The organism is Vibrio sp. 2096, assembly GCF_033339595.1.
Classification (GTDB): domain Bacteria; phylum Pseudomonadota; class Gammaproteobacteria; order Enterobacterales; family Vibrionaceae; genus Vibrio; species Vibrio alginolyticus.
Genome location: NZ_JAWOUX010000014.1, coordinates 45070 through 69548, shown reverse-complemented (window position 1 = coordinate 69548; position 24479 = coordinate 45070). Strand labels below are relative to the sequence as shown.

Below are 24479 nucleotides of genomic sequence, written 5' to 3'. Positions count from 1 at the left end.
AATAAACCTTAAAGCGACATCAATTTCTTATCACGAGCCCACTCTTCTGGTGTGAACGCTTTGATTGATAATGCGTGAATGTCGTTACGCTGGATGTATTCCATCAGAGGAGCATAAATTAGCTGCTGCTTCTTAACGCGGCTCATTCCATCGAAACAAGCATCAACAGCAACCACTTCATAGTGGCTACCTTCACCTTTCACATGCACTTCTTGAAGGTTTAGTGCTTCTTCTAATAACTGTTGTACTTTTGCGCTATCCACAATTTACCCCTGATAATTCTGTATGTGTTTGGCCACTAAAGATTCAACATTGCTCAGTTGAAACAAAGTGCGCAGTTGCGCCGGCACGAAACTGAGCATTATATGACAGTTTTGCTTTTTTGCATGCTCTAATAAGTGGATTAACATCACCATTCCTGCAGAGTCGACGCGCTCTATCTCTTTTAGCGAGCATTCCAGCTCCGATTGAGCAGGTTGCCATTGCTGTGCATACGCCCACAATGAAGGCACTGTATCTCTATCAAGTGCCCCTGTTAGCTTAAGAATGTTTTGATCCAATTGCCACTGAGCGGGAGTCTGGGCCATTATTTCTTCGCCTCGAAGCGGATCGGTTCTGCGGCCAATTTTTCTAGGTCTTTAGCAACAGATAGAATACCTTCTTGACGAATTTTACTGTTCCATTCGGATTGTTTACTAGAAAGCAAACTAATGCCCTCTGCAATCATATCGAATGCTTCCCACTCACCAGACTGGTTGTCTTTACGCAGTTTAAACTCAAGTTTGATGTTTGGACGCGGAGTATCGATGATATCAACTTTAATGCTTGTAATACGCTTAGAGTCATCAATGCTAGGCTCAGGACCAAACTCAATTTTTTGGTCAGAGTATTGCGTCAACACTTGTGCATAAGACGCAATCAGGTAAGCACGAAATGCATCGATAAACTCAAGTACATCTTCACGCTTAGCACCTTTTAAGTTTGGACCAAGAAGTTTTAACCCTGCATAGCGGTAGTTGACGTAAGGCATTAGCTCTTCTTCAACGATCACTTTAAGTAAATTTGGATCTTGTTTGATTTTCGGCTGTTCGGCTTTCAATCTTTCGAACGTGACTTCAGCTACCTGCTTCATCATCTTATAAGGTTCAGTTTTATCCACCTCTGCTGCTGTTGCTCCAAAGACGCTAAACACAGCACAAACTGAAAGTAGTAATCTCGCTAACATAGTTATTCCTTACTTGAGTCGTCTGAACCACCTACGCTGTATAGTACTTGACCAATTAAGTCTTCAAGCACAAGCGCCGATTTGGTGTCTTCGATGGTATCACCATCCACCAGCATGACTTCATCATCAAAAACGAAGCCAGGTACTAAACCAATGTATTGCTCACCAATCAGGCCAGATGTCAAAATTTGTACGCTCGACGTTTCTGGGAACTGATTGTATTTGCTATTGATAGATAGTGTTACAACTGGCAATAAGTTGTCTGGGTTAAGCGAAATACTACTTACTCGACCAATCACAACGCCCCCCACTTTTACGGGAGAACGAACTTTTAAACTGCCAATATTATCGAACTCGGCTTTGAGGGTATAAGTATCACCAGAGCCAATGCTTTTTACGTCAGCAACTTGAAAAATCATCACAAGAATCGCGCAAATTCCCGCTAATACAAAGCTGCCAACCCATAATTCAGTTTTACGTGTTTGTTGCATGATTAATTCCCAAACATCAATGCGGTCAGTACAAAGTCTAATCCTAGTACTGCTAAAGAAGAATGCACAACAGTGCGCGTAGTTGCTCGGCTGATCCCTTCCGATGTTGGAATAGCATCATAACCGTTAAATAGAGCGACCCAAGTAACCGTAATTGCAAACGCAAAACATTTGATCATACTGTTACCAATGTCTTGCCCTAGCTCAACAGAGGACTGCATCGCTGACCAAAAACTGCCGTGATCAACGCCTTTCCAGTCAACACCAACAAGCTGAGCGCCCCAAATTCCCACAGCCATGAAAATCATAGCCAGTAAAGGCATTGAGATAACCCCAGCCCAAAACCGTGGTGCAATCACTCGTTTCAATGGGTCTACCGCCATCATTTCAAGGCTAGACAGTTGTTCCGTTGCTTTCATTAGACCTATCTCTGCGGTTAACGCAGAACCGGCACGACCAGCAAACAAAAGTGCAGTAACAACGGGTCCTAATTCACGGAGTAACGAAAGCGCTACCATTTGCCCCAAACTGCCTTCTGCGCCGTAATCCACCAACACAACATAGCCTTGTAGACTCAAAACCATTCCAATGAACAGACCAGATACGACGATGATCGCCAGCGACTGAACACCAACAGAATAAAGTTGCTTAACAAGCAGAGGAAAGCTTCTGATCGGTTGTGGCTTAGAAAATAGCGCCCCAATCAACATGAAAGTCGCACGACCAAATGCTCCGCAAATAGAAAGCGTGCGTCGACCCAGCGAGGCGACAAAGTGAATGAAGTTATCGACCATCAAATAAGTCCTTTTCGATACTTTGAGAAGGGAAACGAAACGGTACAGGACCGTCGGCATCACCTTGTAAGAACTGCTGGACACGAGGATCAGAGTTTTGAGTCAGCTCTTCTGGCGTACCATAGGCGATGATTTTTCCATCGGCCATCAGGTATACCCAGTCAGCAATACTCATGACTTCAGGTACGTCGTGAGAAACCACAATAGAGGTCAAACCTAACGCTTGGTTTAGATTGCTAATTAGCTCAACCAAAACGCCCATAGTGATTGGGTCTTGCCCCACAAACGGCTCATCGTACATGATCAGGTCAGGATCAAGTGCGATTGCACGAGCCAAAGCAGCGCGTCTTGCCATACCACCTGAAAGCTCACTCGGCATTAATTGCGCCGCGCCGCGCAGACCGACAGCTTCGAGCTTGAGTAACACCATGGTGCGAATCAAATCTTCCGATAAATCGGTATGCTCTCTCAATGGAAAGGCGACATTATCAAAAACATTCAAATCAGTGAATAAAGCCCCTGACTGGAACAACATGCTCATTTTCTTTCGAGCATGGTAGAGTTTTTTACGCGAGAGAGAGGGAATATTGTCGCCATCAAACCAGATCTCTCCTTGCTCGGGATACAACTGACCACCAATCAAACGCAGCAGTGTTGTTTTACCAATTCCCGATGGTCCCATAATGGCCGTCACTTTGCCCTCAGGAACATGCAGATCAATATCATCAAAGATCATGCGTTCTCCCCGTGAAAAAGTGAGGTTGTTCACGGTGACTAAATCGTTGTTCGACATATCATCTCTTCTACTGTAGGAGCGTTGCAACTCACGGAATCATCAAGCAGATACTCATCGGAGTTGAATTCTACGTTTAATAAAGTAACGTCGGTACATTTATTAGGCTGCAATCATAAGCACATTGGCGTTGAATTTAAAGCACTGTTCAATTAAATAAAGTCGAGTATATCCCTGCAATTTCTCATGGTTTATGACCGAATTAGCACGAAGTGTTTAAATCCTAGACCAGAATTGCTCATTTAAATGAGTGAGATTTACATACATTTTCGTTACTAACCTTTAATTTATTCTTCGTTTATCTTCCATTTTAGGCCGCAAAAGGTCAAAATTAGCGGTTATTCATTTTACTTATTTAATACTTAGGAATTCTCATGCTCGAAGCCGTTGCGTTGCTTATAGTCGGTCTTGTTTTGCTTGTTTGGAGTGCAGATAAACTTGTTTTTGGCTCTGCAGCGATAGCCCGCAACGTCGGTATTTCCCCGCTTGTCATCGGCATGACAATCCTCGCGATGGGCTCATCCGCCCCTGAGATGATGGTATCTGCAACCGCTGCTTGGGATGGCAAAACAGATACAGCGGTGGGTAACGTATTAGGCTCAAACATAGCGAACATTGCGTTAATCCTAGGTATTACAGCGCTGATCAAGCCTTTGTCGATTAGCTCCGCCGTCATCCGCCGAGAACTTCCACTCATGATAGCCGTAACCGTACTCGCTGGTATTCTGCTTTGGAATAGCCATCTCGGTTTTTATGAGGGTGTCTTATTGTTTGTACTCTTTGGGGCATTTTTATTTGCTATGTTGCAAATCAGCCGCAAAGAGCAAAAATCAGGTGATGTTTTTCTTGATGACCAAGAGTCAGAGATCCCAGAAGGCGTCAGTAACCCTAAAGCAATCATGTGGGTGGTTATTGGCTTGATACTGCTTCCTTTGGCAGCCAGCATGCTGGTTGATAACGCGGTAATTATTGCTAAACACTTTGGTATGAGCGACCTTGTTATCGGTCTAACTATTATCGCCATTGGCACTAGCCTGCCAGAACTAGCCGCATCACTTGCGGGAGTTTTAAAGGGTGAAGACGACATGGCTGTCGGTAACATTATCGGTTCGAATGTGTTTAACATTCTGGCGGTAATGGGGATTCCTGGCATCATTAATCCATCGGTGCTCAGTGAGTACGCGATGGGACGTGACTTCTGGGTCATGTTAGGAGTTTCATTGTTACTTGTCGCGATGTGTTTGGGTAAATCACGCAGTATTAACCGTATTGAAGGTGCCATCTTGTTTGTGTGCTTCTTAGGTTACCAAGTGTACTTATTCGCAAACATGACCGCTTAATTACCACGATCAATAAGTAGAGATCTGATATGTCCAATCAATTTGATTTTCGCGCTGCTGCTAAACAAGTTCTTGATATCGAAGTTGCTGCTCTGCAAGAGCTAGATACCTACTTTGATGATCAATTTGAAAAAGCGTGTGAACTTATCCTTTCCAACAACGGCAAAGTTGTCGTTATGGGTATTGGCAAGTCAGGCCATATTGGTAACAAGATTGCCGCCACTCTGGCAAGCACTGGGACTTCGGCGTTTTTCGTTCATCCAGGCGAAGCCGCACATGGTGACTTGGGTATGATTAGCCCTGGTGACATTGTGCTGGCAATTTCTAACTCTGGTGAATCAAACGAAATTCTGTCTCTATTTCCAGTATTAAAGCGCCTGAATATTAAGATCATCAGCATGACAGGTAAGCCAGAATCAAATATGGCCAAGCTGTCTGACTTACACCTGCAAATTACGGTACCTCAAGAAGCTTGTCCGTTAGGCCTGGCGCCAACTAGCAGTACGACTGCCACATTAGTGATGGGAGATGCATTAGCCGTAGCTCTGCTTCAAGCTCGTGGTTTTTCTGCCGAAGATTTTGCCCTATCTCACCCAGGTGGTGCACTGGGGAGAAAACTGCTACTTAAGTTGTCTGATATTATGCACTTTGGAGAAGCGTTACCTAAAGTTTCTCCTGACGCATTAATTCGCGATGCCCTGCTTGAAATTTCAGAAAAGGGCTTAGGCATGACAGCCATCGTCGATGAGCACGATGCTATGCTTGGTATATTCACCGATGGTGATTTACGTCGTACCTTAGACAAGCGTATCGATATTCATACGACGGCAATTGGCGAGGTCATGACGACAAACCCAACCACAGCACACCCTGATATGCTGGCGGTTGAAGGTTTGAACTTGATGCAGAATAAAAACATTAACGCTCTGATTTTATGTAAAGACGAAAAAATTGTGGGTGCACTGAACATGCACGATTTACTAAAAGCTGGCGTGATGTAATATCAGCACAAACATTTAAATCATTTATTAGACGAATAAAGGCAATGGTCAGGGAAGTACTGAGCTAAACGATAGGCCTTCATTATATGAGTTTTACTCGCCTTATTTATTTGCTCTTGATCTTCGTTGTAGCGTGGTGCGGTTATTACCTACTAACCCCTAAAGGCAACGACGCAATTCAAGTAGCACCAGATTCTGAACTGCCCATGTTCAGTGGTTCTGGATTAGAAAACATCACCTACGGTGAAGATGGTGTCCGCAGTTACATCATTCGCTCCACTAACTTAGACCATTATGCTAAGAGTGGAGATACTATTTTTAATAACCCGACTTTGATGGTTTACCGTGAAGGTAGCGTCATTGAATGGAAGGTGACTGCCACAAGAGCAGTGTTAGATGAAGACCAAGTTTTGACTTTATATGACAAAGTCTTAATGCAAAATCTTCTGCCTGGTGCGAGTTTTGATACCATGGCAACAGACAAATTGGTCATTAATCTAACCAATCGTGATTTTAAAGCTGACCAACAAGTAATGTTGGTTGGACCACAATTTGAAACTACTGGAGGCGCAATGCAAGGTAACTTAAAACAGCATACTGCGACTCTGACAGATGAAGTTCAAGGTCGATATGAAACCGTTACACCTTAGCCTACTGGCACTGGTATTGGCGGCGCCTCAAGCGCTGGCACTCAAGTCGGATACTCAACAGCCGGTTTACATAAACTCTGACACCCAACAGGTGGATATGAAGAGTAACCAGGTTGTTTTTGAAGGCGATGTATCTCTTAAGCAAGGGAGCATCAATATCGATGCTGATAGAATCGTGGTAACTCGCGATCCTAAAACCGAAGCAATTAAACAGATTCAAGCATTTGGTAAACCTGCGAAGTTTTCTCAGCTGATGGACGATGGTAAAACACTTAGTGGTCAAGCTACGGAGCTGGATTACCGTATTTCTACAGACGAACTGACCATGAAAGGTCAAGCGCAGCTGGCGCAAGACAACAACACCATCAAAGGTTCTTCGATTCGTTACCAAATTGGTAAACAAAAGCTAGTCGCAGATAGCTCTAAGGAAGAGCGCGTTACGACCATTTTGCAACCCAATCAGATAGAGAACTAATATGGCAGTACTGAGTGCGAAAAACTTGGCGAAAAGCTACAAAAAACGCAAAGTCGTCACTGATGTTAGCTTAGAAGTTGAATCTGGTCAGATTGTTGGGCTACTCGGTCCAAACGGCGCGGGTAAAACCACCTCGTTTTACATGATTGTCGGCTTAGTACCTCGTGATGAGGGCACCATTACCATTGACGACAATGACATCAGTATTTTACCGATGCATAGCCGTTCACGCCTTGGCATTGGCTATCTTCCGCAAGAAGCGTCGATTTTCCGTAAGCTTTCAGTAGAAGATAACATCATGGCCGTACTTGAAACTCGTCAAGAAATGACGAGGGAAGAGCGCCAAGATAAACTGGAAGATTTGTTGGAAGAATTCCACATCCAGCACATCAGAACCAGTGCTGGTATGGCACTATCAGGGGGTGAGCGACGCAGGGTGGAAATCGCTCGAGCTTTAGCGGCCAACCCTCAGTTCATTTTATTGGATGAACCTTTCGCTGGTGTTGACCCAATTTCGGTTAATGACATCAAGAAAATCATTGAGCATCTGCGCGATCGTGGTCTCGGAGTGTTAATCACTGACCATAATGTACGTGAAACACTGGACGTATGTGAAAAAGCCTATATCGTGAGCCAAGGGCACCTAATTGCATCGGGAACTCCGGCAGAAGTTCTCAATAATGAACAGGTGAAACAAGTTTATCTCGGCGAACAATTCCGTCTATGATTATATTAGGAACGGTAAGATTCTGAGCATTACAAGGTAAGTAACACTGAATGAAACCTTCATTACAACTCAAGCTAGGTCAGCAGTTAGCCATGACGCCACAGTTGCAGCAAGCGATTCGCTTATTGCAATTGTCGACACTCGATCTTCAACAAGAAATCCAAGAAGCGTTGGACTCAAACCCATTATTGGAAGTTGAAGAAGGCCAAGACGAGCCTCTAGCAAACGGTGAAGATAAGTCAGCGGTCGAGGCTGCTGATAGCAACAGTGCTAGCGAACCAACAGAAATTGACGTTCCAGATAGCTCCGATGTGATAGAGAAATCAGAAATTAGCTCTGAACTTGAAATCGACACGACTTGGGATGACGTCTACAGCGCTAATACTGGTAGCACTGGCTTAGCTCTTGATGATGATATGCCCGTCTACCAAGGCGAAACCACTGAATCGTTACATGATTACCTCATGTGGCAGCTTGACCTAACACCATTCAGTGAAACCGACCGCACGATTGCATTAGCGATTATTGACGCTGTTGACGACTACGGCTATTTAACTTTGTCGCCTGAAGAGATTCATGAGAGCTTCGATAATGAAGAGATAGAGTTAGACGAAGTAGAAGCCGTTCGTAAACGCATTCAACAATTCGATCCTCTTGGAGTTGCATCACGTAACTTACAAGAATGTTTGTTACTGCAACTGACGACCTTCCCAGAAGACACGCCGTGGCTTGCTGAAGCCAAAATGATACTTGCGGATCATATTGATCACCTAGGCAACCGAGACTACAAGCTCGTCATCAAAGAGACTAAGCTGAAAGAAGCCGATCTTCGTGAAGTCTTAAAGCTTATCCAACAGTTAGATCCTCGTCCAGGTAGTCGCATCACTCCTGATGATACCGAGTACGTAATTCCAGACGTATCCGTTTTTAAAGACAATGGCAAATGGACCGTTTCTATAAACCCGGATAGCGTGCCAAAATTAAAAGTAAATCAACAATATGCTCAATTAGGCAAAGGTAATAGCGCGGATAGCCAGTACATCCGCAGCAATTTGCAAGAGGCAAAATGGTTAATTAAGAGCTTAGAGAGTAGAAACGAGACGCTACTCAAAGTTGCAAGATGTATTGTTGAACATCAACAAGATTTCTTCGAGTATGGTGAGGAAGCCATGAAGCCAATGGTACTCAATGATGTCGCTTTGGCTGTGGACATGCATGAATCCACGATTTCTCGTGTAACAACGCAAAAGTTTATGCATACACCACGTGGTATTTTTGAATTGAAGTACTTCTTCTCTAGCCATGTTAGTACTGACAACGGCGGAGAATGTTCGTCAACAGCAATTCGTGCACTCATTAAAAAACTGGTCGCAGCAGAGAATACTGCCAAACCACTGAGTGATAGCAAGATTGCTGCTCTTCTGGCTGACCAAGGGATTCAGGTCGCAAGACGTACGATAGCCAAATATCGCGAATCCTTGGGAATTGCCCCTTCAAGTCAGCGTAAACGCCTATTATAAGGCACTAACTGAAAAGGAAAGTCTATGCAAATCAATATTCAAGGCCATCACGTTGATCTTACCGATTCAATGCAAGACTATGTAAATTCTAAGTTTCAGAAGCTCGAAAGGTTCTTCGACCATATCAATCAAGTGCATGTTGTACTAAAAGTTGAAAAAATTACTCAAATCGCGGAAGCTACGCTTCACATAAATCAAGGCGAAATCCACGCATCAGCCGATGACGAAAATATGTATGCCGCGATCGATTCGCTGGTAGATAAATTGGTTCGCCAACTTAATAAGCACAAAGAAAAACTAAACAGTCATTAATCATGCAACTGAGCGAAATACTGTCATTGGACTGCACCAAAAGTGCGGTCCACTGCACGAGTAAAAAACGCGCCCTTGAAATGATCAGCCGTATCGTGGCTGATCAAACGGGCCAAGATTCTACCGAGCTGTTCGAATGCATGCTCAATAGAGAAAAAATGGGCAGTACCGGTATCGGAAACGGTATTGCGATCCCTCACGCGAGAATGCAATCAAGCGACAAGGCCATTGCTGTCTTACTGCAATGTGATGAAGCAATCGAATTTGATGCGATTGACAATCGACCTGTCGATCTTCTTTTTGCGCTCCTTGTACCAGAAGAACAGTGCAAAGAGCACCTCAAGACTCTATCCTCTATGGCAGAACGTCTGAGCGATAAGCAAGTATTAAAACTACTGCGTAATGCTCAGAGTGATGAAGAACTTTACGACATCATGATTCACCAATAAGCAGGACTAACTCCATGCGACTAATCGTTGTTAGCGGGCACTCAGGTGCCGGTAAAAGTATTGCGCTTCGTGTACTGGAAGACTTAGGTTACTACTGTGTTGATAACCTGCCAGTTAACTTGCTGGACGCATTTGTTCATTCTGTTGCTGACAGCAAACAGAATGTTGCAGTCAGCATTGATATTCGTAATATTCCTAAAAAGCTAAAAGAACTGACGAGTACACTAGAACAGTTAAAAACTGAGCTTGATGTGACCGTGCTTTTCTTGGACGCTAATAAAGAAACGCTACTCAAACGCTACAGCGAAACACGCCGAATTCACCCGTTATCTTTAGGTGGCACCTCCCTCTCGCTCGATCAAGCCATCGAGCGTGAGAAGCAAATTTTGACGCCACTCAAAGCGCATGCAGATCTGGTCCTAAATAGTAGTGGGCAGTCTTTGCATGAATTGAGTGAAACCGTGCGTATGCGCGTTGAAGGCAGAGATCGCAAAGGGCTCGTTATGGTATTTGAGTCTTTTGGTTTTAAATACGGCCTGCCTTCCGATGCCGATTACGTATTCGACGTTCGCTTCTTACCTAACCCACATTGGGAACCAGCACTACGCCCGCTTACAGGTCTGGATGCTCCTATCGCCGCATTTTTAGAGCAACACCAATCGGTGTTAAGTTTGAAATATCAAATTGAAAGCTTTATAGAGAATTGGTTACCTCTGCTTGAGAAAAACAACCGCAGCTACCTGACCGTTGCAATCGGTTGTACTGGTGGTAAGCACCGCTCGGTGTACTTAACTCAGCAAATCGGTGAATACTTCTCCAACAAAGGACACCAAGTACAAATTCGCCATACCTCACTAGAGAAAAACGCTAAGGAGTAGCCGTGGAGTTAAGTCGTAAAGTATTGATTCAAAACCGCCTTGGCTTACATGCTCGTGCAGCAGTCAAACTGGTCGAACTGGCACAGAGCTTTGAAGCGGTCATCACCATCGACAATGAAGAAGACAAAACCGCCACAGCAGACAGCGTAATGGGCCTGTTAATGCTAGAGTCCGCTCAAGGGCAATACGTTACGATCCACGCAACGGGTGGGCAAGCGGAAGAAGCACTGGATGCCGTTTGCCACTTGATCGAAGATAAATTTGATGAAGGCGAGTAGTTTACTCGCTTTTTTCTTACCTCCCATTATCTTTCTCTTCCCTGACCTAATAAATAAATTTGCTTAGTATCATAAGTTGTTATTAAAAGGCGCCTAGAATTAAGTTATTATTCAACGCATTGTAAATATCAGGAATTGGGAGGAATGAATGGCAGAGCAAATTGAATTCGACCAAGCTCACCAAGCCCTCCAAGAAGTCACAGAAGCGCTAGAAAATGGCCGCTTCGTCCATGTTCGTCGTCAATTACAGGACATGGAACCTGAGGATATCGCTCACCTTTTAGAAGCCTCCCCACGTAAGAGCCGTGAAGTTCTTTGGCAACTCACCGACCCTGAAGATTATGGTGAAATCCTTGACGAGCTGAACGAAGACGTCAAAGACAGCCTCGTATCCAAAATGGCACCAGAAGCGCTTGCAGAAGCGACAGAAGGCATGGATACCGATGACGTGGCTTACGTACTGCGTAGCTTGCCTGACAACCTGTCACGCGAAGTCCTGTCGCAAATGGACTCCTCTGACCGTCTACGGGTCGAAACCGCCCTATCCTACCCAGAAGACACCGCGGGTGGACTGATGAACACCGACGTCATCACAATTCGTGGTGACGTAGATGTGGACGTAGTTTTGCGTTATCTACGTATGAAAGGCGAGCTTCCAGAAGCTACGGATGCCCTGTATGTGATCGATGAAGAGAGTAAGCTCATCGGTGAACTGCCGATCACGACGCTTATTACCACTCAGCCAGACGTAAAAATCATTGATGTAATGGAAGACGCGGACGAGGCCATCACCGTCGATACTAGCGACTCAGATGTTGCGAGTCTGTTCGAACGCCGTAATTGGGTATCTGCACCTGTTGTTGATGAAAACTTGCATTTGGTCGGTCGTATCACCATCGATGACGTGGTTGACGTTATTCGTGAAGACGCGGAACACTCGATGATGAGTATGGCGGGTATGGACGATGACGAAGATACTTTCGCGCCTGTTGTAAAATCAGCTCGCAAACGCAGTATCTGGCTTGGCGCTAACGTATTAGCCGCCCTTGCTGCTGCTTCCGTTTCTAATATGTTTGAGGCCACATTAGATCAAATGGCGGCCATTGCGGTATTGATGACGATTGTTCCGTCCATGGGTGGTGTCGCTGGTAACCAAACCGTCGCACTAGTGATTCGTGGTCTTGCTCTTGGTCATATCGGTGACTCAAACAAACGTGAACTGTTAATGAAAGAAGCCTCGATCGGCTTACTCAACGGTATCATGTGGGCGCTGATTATTGGTGGTATTGTTGTTGCTTGGAAAGGTAACTGGATGCTCGGAGGAATCATTTCCGCCGCCATGCTGACCAACTTATTGGTCGCAGGTATTGCCGGAGTAACGATTCCAATCCTATTGAAAAAAATGAACATCGATCCTGCTTTAGCTGGTGGTATGGCATTAACAACGGTGACGGATGTGATTGGTTTATCTGTCTTCTTAGGGCTTGCCACAATACTGATTACCTAACAGAAAAAACGAAAAAGCCTGATGAACACATCAGGCTTTTTTGATTCTGAATTGCTAGAAAAGCTTATTCACCCGCCACTTTCATGGTATCCAGTAGGATAGAGCCCGTTTGGATTTGTGAGCGCGTTTCAATATCACTACCAACCGCCACAATCTTGGTGAACATGTCTTTTAGATTACCTGCGATGGTAATTTCTGATACTGGGTATTGGATTTCGCCATTCTCAACCCAGAAGCCTGCGGCACCGCGAGAGTAATCACCCGTTACCACGTTCACACCTTGTCCCATGACTTCTGTCACTAGAAGACCAGTACCGAGCTCTTTAAGCATTTGTTCGAAGTTTTGGCCTGTCGACTTCACGTACCAGTTATGAATCCCACCAGCGTGACCTGTCGGCGTCATCTTCATTTTACGTGCGGCATAACTGGTTAACAGATAAGTTGCTAGCACACCGTCGGTAATGATCTCACGGTCTTGAGTGTACACACCTTCACTATCGAATGGACTTGATGCCAAACCACGCAATACATGCGGACGTTCTGAGATATTGAACCATTCAGGAAGCACTTGTTTGCCTAGATGGTCAAGTAAGAAAGAAGATTTTCGGTACAGGTTACCACCGCTGATCGCCATAACGAGATGGCCAATCAAGCCTGTCGCAACATCAGCCGCAAACATGATTGGGTATTGACCTGTTTTTAGACGCTGCGCATCTAAGCGGTTAACCGTATTCTCTGCCGCCTTACGACCCACCGTTTCTGGGGTCCATAAGTCATCACGATGACGTGCCACGGTGTAGCTGTAATCACGTTCCATCTCGCCGTTTTGACCAACGCCAATTACACAACAGCTAGTACTATGGCGGCTAGACGCATAACTAGCTAATAAGCCATGGCTATTGCCATACACTTTCACGCCGTAATGACTATCATAACTCGCGCCATCACTTTGCTTGATTGCTCTGTCATAACTTAGCGCTTCTTTCTCAGCGGCAATCGCCACATCGGCAGCATAGTCTGGATCGGGTGCGTCAGGGTGGAAAAGATCAAGCTCAGGGATCTCTTGCACCATGTATTCTTTTGCTGCAGGGCCTGCAAATGGGTCTTCAGATGTGTAATGTGCAATATCTAGCGCCGCTATAACGGTTTGCTCGATTGCAGCTTCACTTAAATCAGACGTGGAAGCACTGCCTTTGCGTTGACCTCGGTAAACGGTAATGCCCAGCGCACCATCGCTGTTGAACTCGACATTTTCTACTTCACCCATACGAGTTGAAACACTTAAACCAGTGCTTTTAGTAATTGCGACTTCGGCGGCGTCAGATTTTGCCGATGCAAGCTTTAAGGCTCTTGCGACGGCTTGCTCTAGCTCGGTACGTTGCTCAGCAACCTGCTGTTTAATATCCATTGTCTTTCACATCTTGTCTTTGATGAACAATAGGATAACAAGAATTTCGCTTTCTCCCCATGATTCTTGTTAAAATAGTCATAATATTAATCAAAACACAGGCAACTGAAATGGCACGTAAGAATCAAAAAGCGCCATGGGAACCAGAAGAAGAGATCATCTGGGTAAGTAAATCCGAGATGAAGCGAGACATGGAAGAACTGCAAAAGCTAGGTGAGGAGCTTGTCGGCCTCAAACCTTCAGTTCTAGAAAAGTTTCCATTGAGTGAAGATTTGCGAGAAGCAATTGCTGACGCGCAACGTTTTAAAAATGAAGCGCGTCGTCGCCAATTACAACGTATTGGTAAATTGATGCGTTACGAAGATCCAGAGCCAATCCAAGCCGCACTGGATAAAATTCGTAATAAGCACTCTCAATTAACGGCGGTATTCCACAAACTTGAAGCGTTGCGTGATCGCGTAGTGGAAGAAGGTGACAAAGCCATTGATGACGTAATGGAAATGTACCCAGAAGCGGATCGTCAGCGTCTACGCCAACTTGCTCGCCAAGCAGCGAAAGAGAAAAAATCTGGGAAACCAGCAAAAGCGTACCGCGAAATCTTTCAGCTCCTTAAAGGTCTAAACGAAGAAGAGTTTTAATTCGAGGGCTCACGCAATGAGCATTCGATTTAAACGCAAAAAGCAGACGTCAATGTCTGCTTTTTTTATCTTTGGTTTTACAGTCAGCATTACACTAAGCGATTAACGCGGTCTCCGCGCTCGAAAGCGTTAATGTTCTCAATCAGGATTTCCGCTAAACGTTGGATAGATGAGTCGCTGCCCCATGCAACATGCGGTGTCAATAACAAATTAGGTAAACTCATATTGGCAATCAGCGGATTGCTCTCATCAGCCGGTTCTTGTGTAAAAACATCAAAACCAGCCGCTGCAATTTCTTGCTGTTTTAAGGCATCCACCAGTGCGCTCTCATCCACCAAACCTCCACGCCCTGTATTAATCAAAATGGCGTTGGACTTCATTTGTTTCAACTCTGCTTGACCAATTAAATTCTGAGTATGATCGTTGAGCGGGCAATGCAAAGTCAGCGCATCGGAGCGTTTTAATACTTCCTCAAACGACACATAACCTTGTCTACATTCTGCCGCCCCTTTACGCTCAGAAAACAACACGGTCATTCCTAACGCTTGAGCCAGATTCGCCGTCGCTTGCCCTAGTGCCCCACTACCAACAACACCTAACGTGCTACCACCAATATCCCCGATTGGGTGAGTAAAAAAACAAAACTGCTGGTTACGCTGCCACTCACCTGCGGCAATATCTTGGTGGTACCCAAATAAATTCCGTCTTAAAGCGAATAACATTGCCATCACGTGCTCGGGCACCGAACGCGTCGCGTAACCACGTACATTAGCAACCGCAATATCATGATTAGCACAGTAGTTCACATCGACGTTGTTAAAACCAGTTGCGGCAACCGCGATCATCCGTAATTTTGGTAGTTGCTCTAATACATGTTGGTCAAGCAGGACTTTATTGCTAATCACGATATCGGCATCTGCTAACCTTTCTATTACCTGCCCAGGCGCAGTTAGGTCGTACTCACGCCAGTGGTGCGGAAAGCCAGGTCGTGGGATCTCAATATGTTCTGGGATGGTCGCTCGATCTAAAAATACGATGCTTGGCAAAGACATAACAACTCCTTGTTCACGGCTGAAAGACAGGATACATCAACCACAGTAACGAAATAGCCAAAAATAGCGAACTAGAAAGAACCGCTGTTGAGTGCAATTGGCATTAAGGGTGTGGCAACGTTTTATAATCAGGCAATGTACGCTCTGGCGAAAAATAGTTAAAGATCATCGCCTCGGCTTCAGAATAAAAGTCACAGGGTACAAAAATACTGCTCAGCTGATCCGTAGCTGGATGATAAAAACTTAGCTCCGCAGCGTGCAACTCTAAACGTTCTGAAAACTGATACGCCTCTTCGCTTGCATAAAACTCATCACCCACAATCGCATGACCAATCGCCATCAAATGCACGCGTAACTGATGCGATCGACCAGTAATGGGGAGTAACCGCACAACGGTCGTATGGGTGCCATCAGGGTGCACTTCACGCTTCACTACTTGGAATAAAGTTTGAGATGGTTTGCCGTCGTCAAAACATACTTTTTGTCGTGGACGATTTGGCCAATCACAAATTAATGGAAGATCAATATTCCCTTCTTGCGGCTCAACATGCCCCCAAACACGTGCGTAATACACCTTGTGAGTGAGGCGATATTGGAACTGCTTTTTTAATGCTCGCTCCGCGGGTTTGTTTTTCGCCAGCAACATCAACCCTGATGTCGACATATCCAAGCGATGCACAACTTGAATTTCTGGATGCAACTCTTTGAGGCGGCTCCACATGCTGTCGTAATGCTCTGCAAGGCGACCAGGTACAGACAGTAACCCAGATGGCTTATTCACTGCCAGAATGTCGTCATCCTCAAAAACGATATCGACCCAAGGGTCGGTGGGAGGGGTATATTCAAGCATTGCCATGGGAGATCTCTACAAAATAAAAACGCCGCGATTATATACCCAAATAGCACCCAGATGCAGGGTTCGGAAGAAAAGTTCAACCCAATAAAACAAAGTCAATCCTTTAGCATAAAAACTAAAAATAGCACGTTGTAAATTTAGTTTGACAACAAGACGCATAACTGAATAGAGTGCTAGATGCACACAGCATGATATTCGCAAAGAATACTTAAAATAAACACACCAAAACACAGCATTTAAAAGACATTACCGTTGCGCAGTATAGGGCGAGCGCTCAGCCTGTCATGTACTGCGGTATGTATCTCTTTAGAAAGATACATAAGATAAAAAGGACAATAAGCAATGGACTCCGCCGTTATAGATAAACCCCAATCCAAACTTTCCTTATTTTTTCGTTCGCTAGGCCCCGGCATATTAATGGCATCTGCTGCGGTCGGTGGCTCTCACCTCGTGGCATCAACCAAGGCTGGTGCGATTTATGGTTGGCAATTGGCTGCACTGATTCTGCTCGTAAACCTGTTTAAATACCCTTTTTTCCGAGCGGGCGTACAGTACACCATGGGGACAGGGCTCACCTTGGTTGAGGGCTACGCGAAATTAGGTCGGCCTTATCTATGGCTATTTCTATTTCTTAGCGTGGTATCGGCCGTCATCAATACCGCCGCTTTGTTGATGTTTAGCGCTAGCTTGCTGGGCTACTTCATTCCGTTTTCACTATCAATGGCATCACTCAGCATCATTGTGATTGTCACCTGCCTGATCATATTATTTGCTGGCCATTACAAAGCGCTCGATACGCTATCTAAAGTGATCATGTCGGTGTTAACCATCGCGACTTTACTCGCTGTTTCTATCGCCTTTGGTAACCCTGTTGAACAAGTAGCCAACTTCGAGCCGCCGTCACCTTGGTCTATTGCGGCTATTGGTTTTATCGTCGTGACAATGGGGTGGATGCCTGCACCGATAGAGATCTCCTGTTTAACCTCAGCATGGCTAAAACGCCAATCAAGCCAGCAAGAAGTAACATACCGCTCTGCTCTATTTGACTTTAATGTCGGTTATATTGGCACGGCGTTTCTTGCCATTATCTTTGTATCGCTAGGCTCTTTGATGCTTTATGGTTCTGGCGTTGCGCTTGAAAGCTCTGGCGTTGGCTTCTCCCACCAATTGGTTGGCTTATATGCGGCAACGATTGGCGAATGGTCTCGTTACTTGATCGCGGTAATTGCGTTTTTCTGTATCTTTGGCAGCACGATTACCGTTATTGATGGCTATTCGCGCGTTATTTCTGACTCTCAACGTCTACTGCGCTCACAACCAGACACTAACCCTAAAGCCACATCAGCGATCATGCTGGTGGTAGCCTTACTTGCATTAGGTATTGTGGTTTTCTGGGCTTCTGCGTTATTGCCTATGCTGAACTTTGCGATGATCCTCGCCTTTATGACCACGCCATTCTTTGCTCTGCTAAATTACACATTAGTGAGCAAAACCGAGTTACCTGAGCCTTTGGCTGTTGGACCTAAACTGAAGTGGTTGTCGATTGCAGGCCTGATTTACTTGTTTGGCTTCTTGGCTGTGTTTATCTGGTGGAAGTGGTTGATGTAAATGAGATAGCTATCAGTGATTAATGCATTCCGCATAAAGAAACTAAACCGTAAATAAAGAAAAAGGTCTTCAACTGAAGACCTTTTTAAATGAGCAATAAACACTTACTTAGTTGTGGCTCACCACAATCAAACGCAGCGAGTCGAGCTGAACCTGAGCTTGGTTGATATAACCAGTAAGCTCTTTAATTTGTGCGTCGATAGCTTCAATTTCTTCGTCACGAATATTTGGGTTCACCGCTTTCAGTGCTTGCAAACGCTCAAGCTCTGCATTCAAACTGTGCTGCATATCTTGATGAGCTTGTTTGCGTACTTCTTCAACCTTCTCTTCAATAAGAACATCACCGGCTTCAATTAAGCGGTGTACATCTTTCTGTACCGACGTAACCAACTTGCTACCTAAGTGACGGTTTACAGGGCTGAGCTGGCGGTTAAAGCTTTCAAACTCCACTTGAGCAGACAAATCATTACCACGCGAGTCCATCATTAAACGGATTGGCGTTTTCGGTAAGAAGCGCGCGATACCACTGCGTTTTGGCGCTTGCGCATCTACCGCGTAAATCAACTCAAGAAGAATAGTCCCAACTGGTAACGCTTTGTTTTTCAATAGAGATACCGCAGACGTCCCCACCCCTTCACTCATAAGAAGATCGATACCACCCTGGATCATTGGGTGTTCCCAACTGATAAAGTGCATATCTTCACGAGATAACGCTGTATCACGATCAAACGTGATCGTCGCTCCTTCGTATGGCAGACCTGGGTAGCTTGGCACCATCATGTGCTCAGATGGGGTCACAATCAGGGCGTTTTCACCTTTATCGTCTTGATTCAAGCCAATCGTGTCAAAAAGAGAAAGTGCGAAGGTGACCAGATTGGTATCGCCGTCGGTTGATTCAATTTTCTCAACGATTTGTTGTGCTTTTTCCCCTCCATTTGAATGCATTTCTAATAGGCGATCACGGCCTTGCTCCAATTGGGATTTCAGCTCTTTATTCATTTTTGCTGACGCTTCAATGATCTCATCTAGCGTGCTGGTATCACCAGAGGCAAGAATTTCAATCAGATCATCGGAGTACTTATCGTAAACAGCACGGCCTGTTGGGCAGGTTTCCGCAAAAGCGTTCAGGCCTTCATCGAACCAACGTGCTAGGATCGCTTGCGATGTGCCTTTCAGGTAAGGAACATGAATGTCGATATCGCGATTTTGACCGATACGGTCCAAACGACCAATACGTTGCTCAAGCAAGTCTGGGTTGAATGGCAAGTCGAACATGACAAGTTGGTTGGCAAACTGGAAGTTACGACCTTCAGAGCCGATTTCGCTACAGATAAGAACTTGTGCTCCACCTTCTTCTTGCGCAAAGTAAGCCGCCGCTTTATCACGTTCAAGAATCGACATACCTTCGTGGAAAACGGTGGCGCGGATACCTTCACGCTCACGCAGTGCTTGCTCCAATTGCAGTGCGGTACTCGCACGAGAAGCAATCACGAGGATTTTCTCGCTGCGCTTCTCTTTTACTTTTTCAAGCAACCAATTCACACGCGAGTCAAACTGCCACCAGCTCGCGTCATCGCCTTCAAATTCTTGGAAAATTTCTTCCGGGTAAAGGTTCTTCATCGCACGTGCTTCAGAACTCATCTTACCGCCAATCATTCCAGCAACACGCATTGATGTAGTGTATTGCGGTGGAATATCCATTGGCATCAGATGCACGTTACGCGTAGGGAAGCCTTTGATGGCCGCGCGCGTGTTACGGAACAAAACACGCCCTGTACCATGACGATCCATCAAGTTATCGATCAGCTCTTGGCGTGCCGACGCTTTAGCTTCTTCGTCCGCTTCACTTTCAATAATACGGAAAAGTGGTTCTACGTCTTGTTCAGACAACAACTCAGTGATCTGGTTTTTTGCTTCATTAGGTAGCTTTTCACCGGAAAAGAGTGAAGTAATCGCATCTGCTACGGGCGCGTATTGCTCTTCTTCCTCAACGAATGCTTCGTAATCATAGAAGCGGTCTGGATCCAACAAACGCAGACGAGCAAAGTGACTCTCACGACCAAGCTGCTCTGGCGTTGCAGTCAGTAGCAACACACCTGGAGTACGTTCAGCCAAACCTTCTACCACTTGGTATTCGCGACTTGGTTTGTCTTGGCTCCACTCTAGGTGGTGCGCTTCATCGACAACCAGTAGGTCCCATTCACCTTCCAGTGCTTGTTCAAAACGCTTGCGGCTCTTGCGTAGGAAATCCAAAGAACACAGCACATATTGCTGAGTATCAAATGGGTTTTCTGCATCCGCAAACGCTTCGATACAGCGCTCTTCGTCAAAGATAGAGAAATGCAGATTGAAACGACGCATCATCTCAACCAGCCATTGATGCTGCAGTGTTTCAGGCACCACAATCAAAATGCGTTCGGCACGACCAGACAGAACTTGTTGGTGGATGATCATGCCCGCTTCGATGGTTTTACCCAAACCTACCTCATCCGCCAACAAGACGCGTGGCGCGTGACGACGGCCAACTTCGTGCGCGATGTAAAGCTGATGAGGGATCAAACCTGCACGCATACCACATAGGCCACGCATTGGGCTCTTATGCTGCTCAAACTGGTTGGTTAGCGCACGGTAACGCAGAACAAAGTTGTCCATACGGTCGATTTGACCGGCGTACAACTTATCTTGAGGTTTGTTAAAACGAATTTGGTTGCTAAGGAAAATCTCACGCAGAACAACAGCGGTTTCTTGCGTGTCTTCACGAGTACCGAAATAGGTGTAAAGACCTTCATCTTCCAGTACTTCTTCTACTTTTAGAGACCAACCTTCTTGGCAATCGATGACATCCCCAACATTAAAGGTGACTCGGGTAACAGGTGCATCGTTACGTGCGTAAACTCGGTTTTCCTCTGACGCTGCAAACATCAATGTCACAGTACGAGCATCCATTGCTACAACGGTACCTAAACCTAAATCGCTTTCCGTATCGCTAATCCAGCGCTGCCCCAAAGCAAATGTCATGAATTGACTACCTCGTTATTAGTTCTTGATTCGTATTTCTTGTTGGTCTACTCATGCCCGTGGGCATGGATAATAGTTTAGATCTGATTCTGGCTTCTGCTATGCCGATAGCATTCGTCATTTCAGTATGAACTGAGTATTTTTTAAGCCAGCTCAACATGATAAATCGGACGTAGCCTATACGCAGAAAAAGGTCGCTAATCTTACTTGAAGCTGTGATTTAGGTCACGCCGAAACCGCACCAAGCAGAAACTTTTTTTCCCAAACTCTAAATGCAATCAAATTGTAAAATACTCATGCCAATTATTAAGTTGTAGAACGTAAATATTACGTATACTTCTAATGAGGGGCGTTTAAAACCATTGCATATGATTTAAGCGCGTTAGTACACGATTAGGATCAACACGGGTTTGCAGTAAGTTGTCTTGCTACTCGGTTGCACACTAGCCGACATCAGCCCGACAACCTCTATTGCAAGCAATCAGAGTTAGGTCACTTCACACCTATTTGGAAACGACCTAACAACTCGCATGCAGAGCCGTACTACGGCAAGGAGACGCTATGGGCGATACCGATCGGAAACTGTTTGTACTCGATACCAACATTCTTCTTCATGAACCCTTTGCCATCTTCTCTTTCCAAGAACACGATGTCGTTATCCCCATGACCGTGTTGGAAGAACTCGACCGAATCAAAGACAGCAAGCGCGACGTTGCAAGAGATGCGCGCGTAGCTATTCGCACCTTGGAAGATTTGTTTAAAGAAGCAACGCCAGATGAAATCTCTGAAGGTATTCCTGTTTCTAAAGACAACCCCGACCAAGGTACTATTTCCATTTTGGCGGATTTTGAACTGCAGGAAACCGTCAAAGCCTTCGCCGACAAGGCCGGTGACAACCGTATTCTCAACGCGGTGCTTTATCTGCAAAATAAACGTGCACCACGTGAAGTGGTACTGATCACGAAAGACATCAACATGCGTCTGCGAGCCAAAGGGGCTGGTGTACGCTTTGTTGAGGACTATAGAACCGACCAACTGATTGACGACATTCAATACCTAACCAAAGGCTTTCAATTGCGTGAAGGTGATTTCTGGAGCGGTATTGAGGAAGTAGAAAGCTATGCACTGGGCGGAAAAACTTACCACAAACTCAGTCGCGAACCCTTCGACCCAACCTTTATCAACCAATACGTTATTGATGAAGACAGTGACTTTGCTGGTCGCGTAGAAACCATCAATGAAGACAAGCTAACGCTTCTCGACCTGAGCCGCGAACGTCTAATGCATCGTAAGGCTTGGGACATCACACCTAAAAATATCTACCAGGGAATGGCGTTAGATGCCTTACTCGATCCAGAAATTGACTTGGTGATTCTAACGGGTGCAGCGGGTAGTGGTAAGACATTACTGGCAATGGCAGCAGCATTGGAGCAAACCATTGAAAAAAGCATGTTCGATAAAATTATCGTAACACGTAACACGCCAGATATCGGTGAATCCATCGGCTTCTTACCCGGCTCCGAAGAGGAGAAAATGATGCCGTGGTTAGCGGCGGTGACCGATACCTTGGAAGCACTACATAAACACGATCACTGCACTGAAGGCTCATTGAAGTACATCTGCGATAAAGCCAACATTCAATTTAAATCGATCAACTTTATGCGTGGCCGTTCGATTCAAAATGCGTTTGTACTGCTTGATGAGTGTCAAAACCTCACTGCATCACAAATCAAAACCATCATTACCCGCTGTGGCGAAGGAACCAAAATCGTCTGCTCCGGTAACTTGGCGCAGATTGACTCTCATTACCTCACCCCAGTGACATCAGGATTGACGTACATGGTTGAGCGCTTCAAGAACTTTGAAGGCAGCGCAAATATTCACCTCAACGGTGTGGTTCGTAGCCGCTTGGCGGAATTTGCTGAAGAAAACCTGTAATTGACACCGACTCACAAAGCAAAAGAGCGCTCTAATGAGCGCTCTTTTTATAACGATTCGACTGAGTTACTCAGTGCCACCCACTGTCAGTGAGTCCAGCTTCAAGGTCGGCTGACCAACACCAACCGGCACACTTTGACCTGCTTTACCACATACGCCAACGCCCTTGTCGATACTTAAGTCGTTACCGACCATAGACACTTGCTGCATTGCTTCGATACCTGAGCCAATCAACGTCGCACCTTTAACAGGGCGCGTAATTTTACCGTTTTCAATCAAGTATGCTTCGGATGCAGAGAACACAAACTTACCCGAAGTAATGTCCACCTGGCCGCCACCAAAGTTTGGCGCATACAAACCTTTCTCGACCGTCGAGATAATTTCTTCTGGCGTATGTTCACCTGGAAGCATGTAGGTGTTGGTCATACGCGGCATTGGTAAATGTGCATAAGACTCACGACGACCGTTACCTGTTGGGTTCACACCCATTAACCGCGCGTTTAGCTTGTCTTGCATATAGCCTTTCAGCACACCATTCTCGATAAGCGTGTTGTACTGACCGTTTACCCCTTCATCATCCACATTCAGTGAACCACGAAGGTCTTTTAACGTGCCGTCATCGACGATGGTACACAGCGAAGACGTCACTTGTTGACCCATTTTGCCAGAGAAAACCGAAGATTCCTTCCGGTTAAAATCACCTTCTAGGCCATGACCTACCGCTTCGTGTAGCAACACGCCAGGCCAGCCAGAACCCAATACCACTGGCATCATGCCAGCTGGTGCTGCTTCTGCTTCAAGGTTGATTAACGCCATGCGAATCGCTTCGTCTGCGTAATGAAAAGCTTGTTTCACACCATTGCTTTCCGTTAAAAAGAAATCGTAACCGAAACGGCCGCCGCCACCAGCACTACCGCGTTCACGTCGTTCACCTTTTTGTGCGAGCACGCTAATAGACAAACGCACCAAAGGACGAATATCGCCTGCATAAGTACCGTCTGTTGCCGCAACAAGCATCTGCTCATGCACACCGCTGATGCTGATCGAGACCTCTTTAATCAATGGTTCTTTAGTGCGGATGTAAGCATCTAGAGATTTGAGCAATTCTGTTTTTTGCTGCTTTTCCCATTCAGCTAGTGGATTCACAGCGGCGTAGTACGCTTGGTTTTCGGTGCGTTTAAACGCTTGGACTTTACCATTCTGCCCTTGCTGAGCAATACCGCGCGCCGCCATTGCACTCTGCTTCAGGCCTTCAGGCTGGATTTGATCAGAGTAGGCAAAGCCGGTTTTCTCGCCAGTTACTGCACGGACACCAACACCACAATCAATGTTAAAAGAGCCATCTTTGATGATGCTGTCTTCTAGAACCAGAGACTCATGCCAGCTGGACTGAAAGTAAATGTCCGCATAATCGATCTGGCGCGTCGCAATGCTGGCAAGCGTGTCAGCAATGTCTTGTTCTGTCAGACCATTTGGGGCAAGGAGTGCCTGTTCTATTTGGTTTGTGCTCATAGTTAGCTC

General features: G+C 45.5%; 25 protein-coding genes. 14 read left to right on the top strand and 11 right to left on the bottom strand.

The annotated features are described in order from the left end of the window. Nucleotides 1-8: 8 nt before the first annotated feature. The 6 genes from ibaG to mlaF are packed head-to-tail and all read right to left on the bottom strand — an operon-like array spanning nucleotide 9 to nucleotide 3303. Nucleotides 9-263, bottom strand: coding sequence for a BolA family iron metabolism protein IbaG (gene ibaG, locus R7Q41_RS20640; protein WP_005381092.1), 255 nt, complete (start codon nucleotides 261-263; stop codon nucleotides 9-11). Nucleotides 264-266: 3 nt separating this feature from the next. After that, the gene (locus tag R7Q41_RS20635; protein WP_005381093.1) at nucleotides 267-587 is read right to left on the bottom strand and encodes a lipid asymmetry maintenance protein MlaB; all 321 of its coding nucleotides are present in this window, start codon (nucleotides 585-587) and stop codon (nucleotides 267-269) included. Further along, on the bottom strand, nucleotides 587-1225 hold the full coding sequence (gene mlaC, locus R7Q41_RS20630) for a phospholipid-binding protein MlaC (RefSeq protein ID WP_005381098.1): 639 nt from the start codon (nucleotides 1223-1225) through the stop codon (nucleotides 587-589). The genes R7Q41_RS20635 and mlaC overlap by 1 nt, the downstream gene beginning before the upstream one ends. 2 nt (nucleotides 1226-1227) lie before the next feature. Next, complete coding sequence (gene mlaD / locus R7Q41_RS20625; RefSeq protein WP_005381099.1) at nucleotides 1228-1716, bottom strand: outer membrane lipid asymmetry maintenance protein MlaD; 489 nt, start codon at nucleotides 1714-1716, stop codon at nucleotides 1228-1230. Between the two features lie 2 nt (nucleotides 1717-1718). After that, nucleotides 1719-2510 carry a lipid asymmetry maintenance ABC transporter permease subunit MlaE gene (gene mlaE / locus R7Q41_RS20620; RefSeq protein WP_005381100.1) on the bottom strand — a complete coding sequence of 264 codons (792 nt, stop codon included), beginning with the start codon at nucleotides 2508-2510 and terminating at the stop codon, nucleotides 1719-1721. Further along, nucleotides 2500-3303, bottom strand: a complete 804-nt coding sequence (gene mlaF, locus R7Q41_RS20615; protein WP_005388422.1) for a phospholipid ABC transporter ATP-binding protein MlaF — start codon at nucleotides 3301-3303, stop codon at nucleotides 2500-2502. Before mlaF ends, mlaE begins: the two co-directional genes overlap by 11 nt. Before the next feature lie 374 nt (nucleotides 3304-3677). Between mlaF and R7Q41_RS20610 the strand changes: the two genes are divergently transcribed. From R7Q41_RS20610 to mgtE, 11 genes are all read left to right on the top strand, one after another. Beyond that, a complete protein-coding gene (locus R7Q41_RS20610; protein ID WP_005381102.1) occupies nucleotides 3678-4643 on the top strand; it encodes a calcium/sodium antiporter in 966 nt (321 codons plus the stop codon). Nucleotides 4644-4672: 29 nt separating this feature from the next. Next, nucleotides 4673-5644 (top strand): arabinose-5-phosphate isomerase KdsD, encoded by a 972-nt coding sequence (gene kdsD / locus R7Q41_RS20605; protein WP_005381104.1) that lies wholly within the window; start codon nucleotides 4673-4675, stop codon nucleotides 5642-5644. Between the two features lie 86 nt (nucleotides 5645-5730). Next, nucleotides 5731-6294, top strand: coding sequence for an LPS export ABC transporter periplasmic protein LptC (gene lptC / locus R7Q41_RS20600; RefSeq protein WP_005381106.1), 564 nt, complete (start codon nucleotides 5731-5733; stop codon nucleotides 6292-6294). Continuing rightward, entirely contained in the window at nucleotides 6275-6769 is a 495-nt protein-coding gene (lptA, locus tag R7Q41_RS20595; protein ID WP_005381109.1) for a lipopolysaccharide transport periplasmic protein LptA, read from the top strand. Before lptC ends, lptA begins: the two co-directional genes overlap by 20 nt. Nucleotide 6770: 1 nt before the next feature. Further along, nucleotides 6771-7496: an LPS export ABC transporter ATP-binding protein gene (gene lptB, locus R7Q41_RS20590; protein WP_005381111.1), complete on the top strand. Its 726-nt coding sequence runs from the start codon at nucleotides 6771-6773 to the stop codon at nucleotides 7494-7496. A 50-nt stretch (nucleotides 7497-7546) separates the two neighbouring features. Continuing rightward, a complete protein-coding gene (locus R7Q41_RS20585) occupies nucleotides 7547-9016 on the top strand; it encodes an RNA polymerase factor sigma-54 (RefSeq protein WP_005381112.1) in 1470 nt (489 codons plus the stop codon). A gap of 24 nt (nucleotides 9017-9040) precedes the next feature. Continuing rightward, on the top strand, nucleotides 9041-9328 hold the full coding sequence (gene hpf / locus R7Q41_RS20580) for a ribosome hibernation promoting factor (RefSeq protein ID WP_005381114.1): 288 nt from the start codon (nucleotides 9041-9043) through the stop codon (nucleotides 9326-9328). A 2-nt stretch (nucleotides 9329-9330) separates the two neighbouring features. Continuing rightward, complete coding sequence (ptsN, locus tag R7Q41_RS20575) at nucleotides 9331-9777, top strand: PTS IIA-like nitrogen regulatory protein PtsN (RefSeq protein ID WP_005381116.1); 447 nt, start codon at nucleotides 9331-9333, stop codon at nucleotides 9775-9777. A gap of 14 nt (nucleotides 9778-9791) precedes the next feature. Continuing rightward, nucleotides 9792-10655, top strand: a complete 864-nt coding sequence (gene rapZ, locus R7Q41_RS20570) for an RNase adapter RapZ (RefSeq protein WP_054577138.1) — start codon at nucleotides 9792-9794, stop codon at nucleotides 10653-10655. A 2-nt stretch (nucleotides 10656-10657) separates the two neighbouring features. Continuing rightward, nucleotides 10658-10933, top strand: a complete 276-nt coding sequence (locus R7Q41_RS20565; protein WP_005381120.1) for an HPr family phosphocarrier protein — start codon at nucleotides 10658-10660, stop codon at nucleotides 10931-10933. Between the two features lie 148 nt (nucleotides 10934-11081). Further along, nucleotides 11082-12440, top strand: coding sequence for a magnesium transporter (mgtE, locus tag R7Q41_RS20560; RefSeq protein WP_005381121.1), 1359 nt, complete (start codon nucleotides 11082-11084; stop codon nucleotides 12438-12440). A 64-nt stretch (nucleotides 12441-12504) separates the two neighbouring features. Here mgtE and pmbA read toward each other — a convergent pair whose 3' ends face one another. Beyond that, a complete protein-coding gene (gene pmbA, locus R7Q41_RS20555) occupies nucleotides 12505-13848 on the bottom strand; it encodes a metalloprotease PmbA (protein WP_042523482.1) in 1344 nt (447 codons plus the stop codon). A gap of 110 nt (nucleotides 13849-13958) precedes the next feature. Here pmbA and yjgA point away from each other — a divergent pair, with 110 nt between their 5' ends. Continuing rightward, entirely contained in the window at nucleotides 13959-14486 is a 528-nt protein-coding gene (yjgA, locus tag R7Q41_RS20550) for a ribosome biogenesis factor YjgA (protein WP_033907410.1), read from the top strand. An 89-nt stretch (nucleotides 14487-14575) separates the two neighbouring features. Here yjgA and R7Q41_RS20545 read toward each other — a convergent pair whose 3' ends face one another. Further along, a complete protein-coding gene (locus R7Q41_RS20545; protein ID WP_064354322.1) occupies nucleotides 14576-15538 on the bottom strand; it encodes a D-2-hydroxyacid dehydrogenase in 963 nt (320 codons plus the stop codon). 103 nt (nucleotides 15539-15641) lie between these two features. Continuing rightward, nucleotides 15642-16394 (bottom strand): bifunctional tRNA pseudouridine(32) synthase/23S rRNA pseudouridine(746) synthase RluA, encoded by a 753-nt coding sequence (rluA, locus tag R7Q41_RS20540; protein WP_042523486.1) that lies wholly within the window; start codon nucleotides 16392-16394, stop codon nucleotides 15642-15644. Between the two features lie 342 nt (nucleotides 16395-16736). Between rluA and R7Q41_RS20535 the strand changes: the two genes are divergently transcribed. Continuing rightward, a complete protein-coding gene (locus R7Q41_RS20535; protein WP_031780527.1) occupies nucleotides 16737-18002 on the top strand; it encodes an NRAMP family divalent metal transporter in 1266 nt (421 codons plus the stop codon). A gap of 108 nt (nucleotides 18003-18110) precedes the next feature. Here the strand turns inward: R7Q41_RS20535 and rapA are convergent, their stop codons facing one another. Further along, complete coding sequence (rapA, locus tag R7Q41_RS20530; protein ID WP_005388434.1) at nucleotides 18111-21020, bottom strand: RNA polymerase-associated protein RapA; 2910 nt, start codon at nucleotides 21018-21020, stop codon at nucleotides 18111-18113. 561 nt (nucleotides 21021-21581) lie between these two features. On the opposite strand from rapA, the gene R7Q41_RS20525 reads away from it, so the two are divergent. After that, nucleotides 21582-22958, top strand: a complete 1377-nt coding sequence (locus tag R7Q41_RS20525) for a PhoH family protein (RefSeq protein ID WP_005381133.1) — start codon at nucleotides 21582-21584, stop codon at nucleotides 22956-22958. A gap of 66 nt (nucleotides 22959-23024) precedes the next feature. Here R7Q41_RS20525 and tldD read toward each other — a convergent pair whose 3' ends face one another. After that, nucleotides 23025-24470 carry a metalloprotease TldD gene (tldD, locus tag R7Q41_RS20520; protein WP_005381134.1) on the bottom strand — a complete coding sequence of 482 codons (1446 nt, stop codon included), beginning with the start codon at nucleotides 24468-24470 and terminating at the stop codon, nucleotides 23025-23027. Nucleotides 24471-24479: the final 9 nt, after the last annotated feature.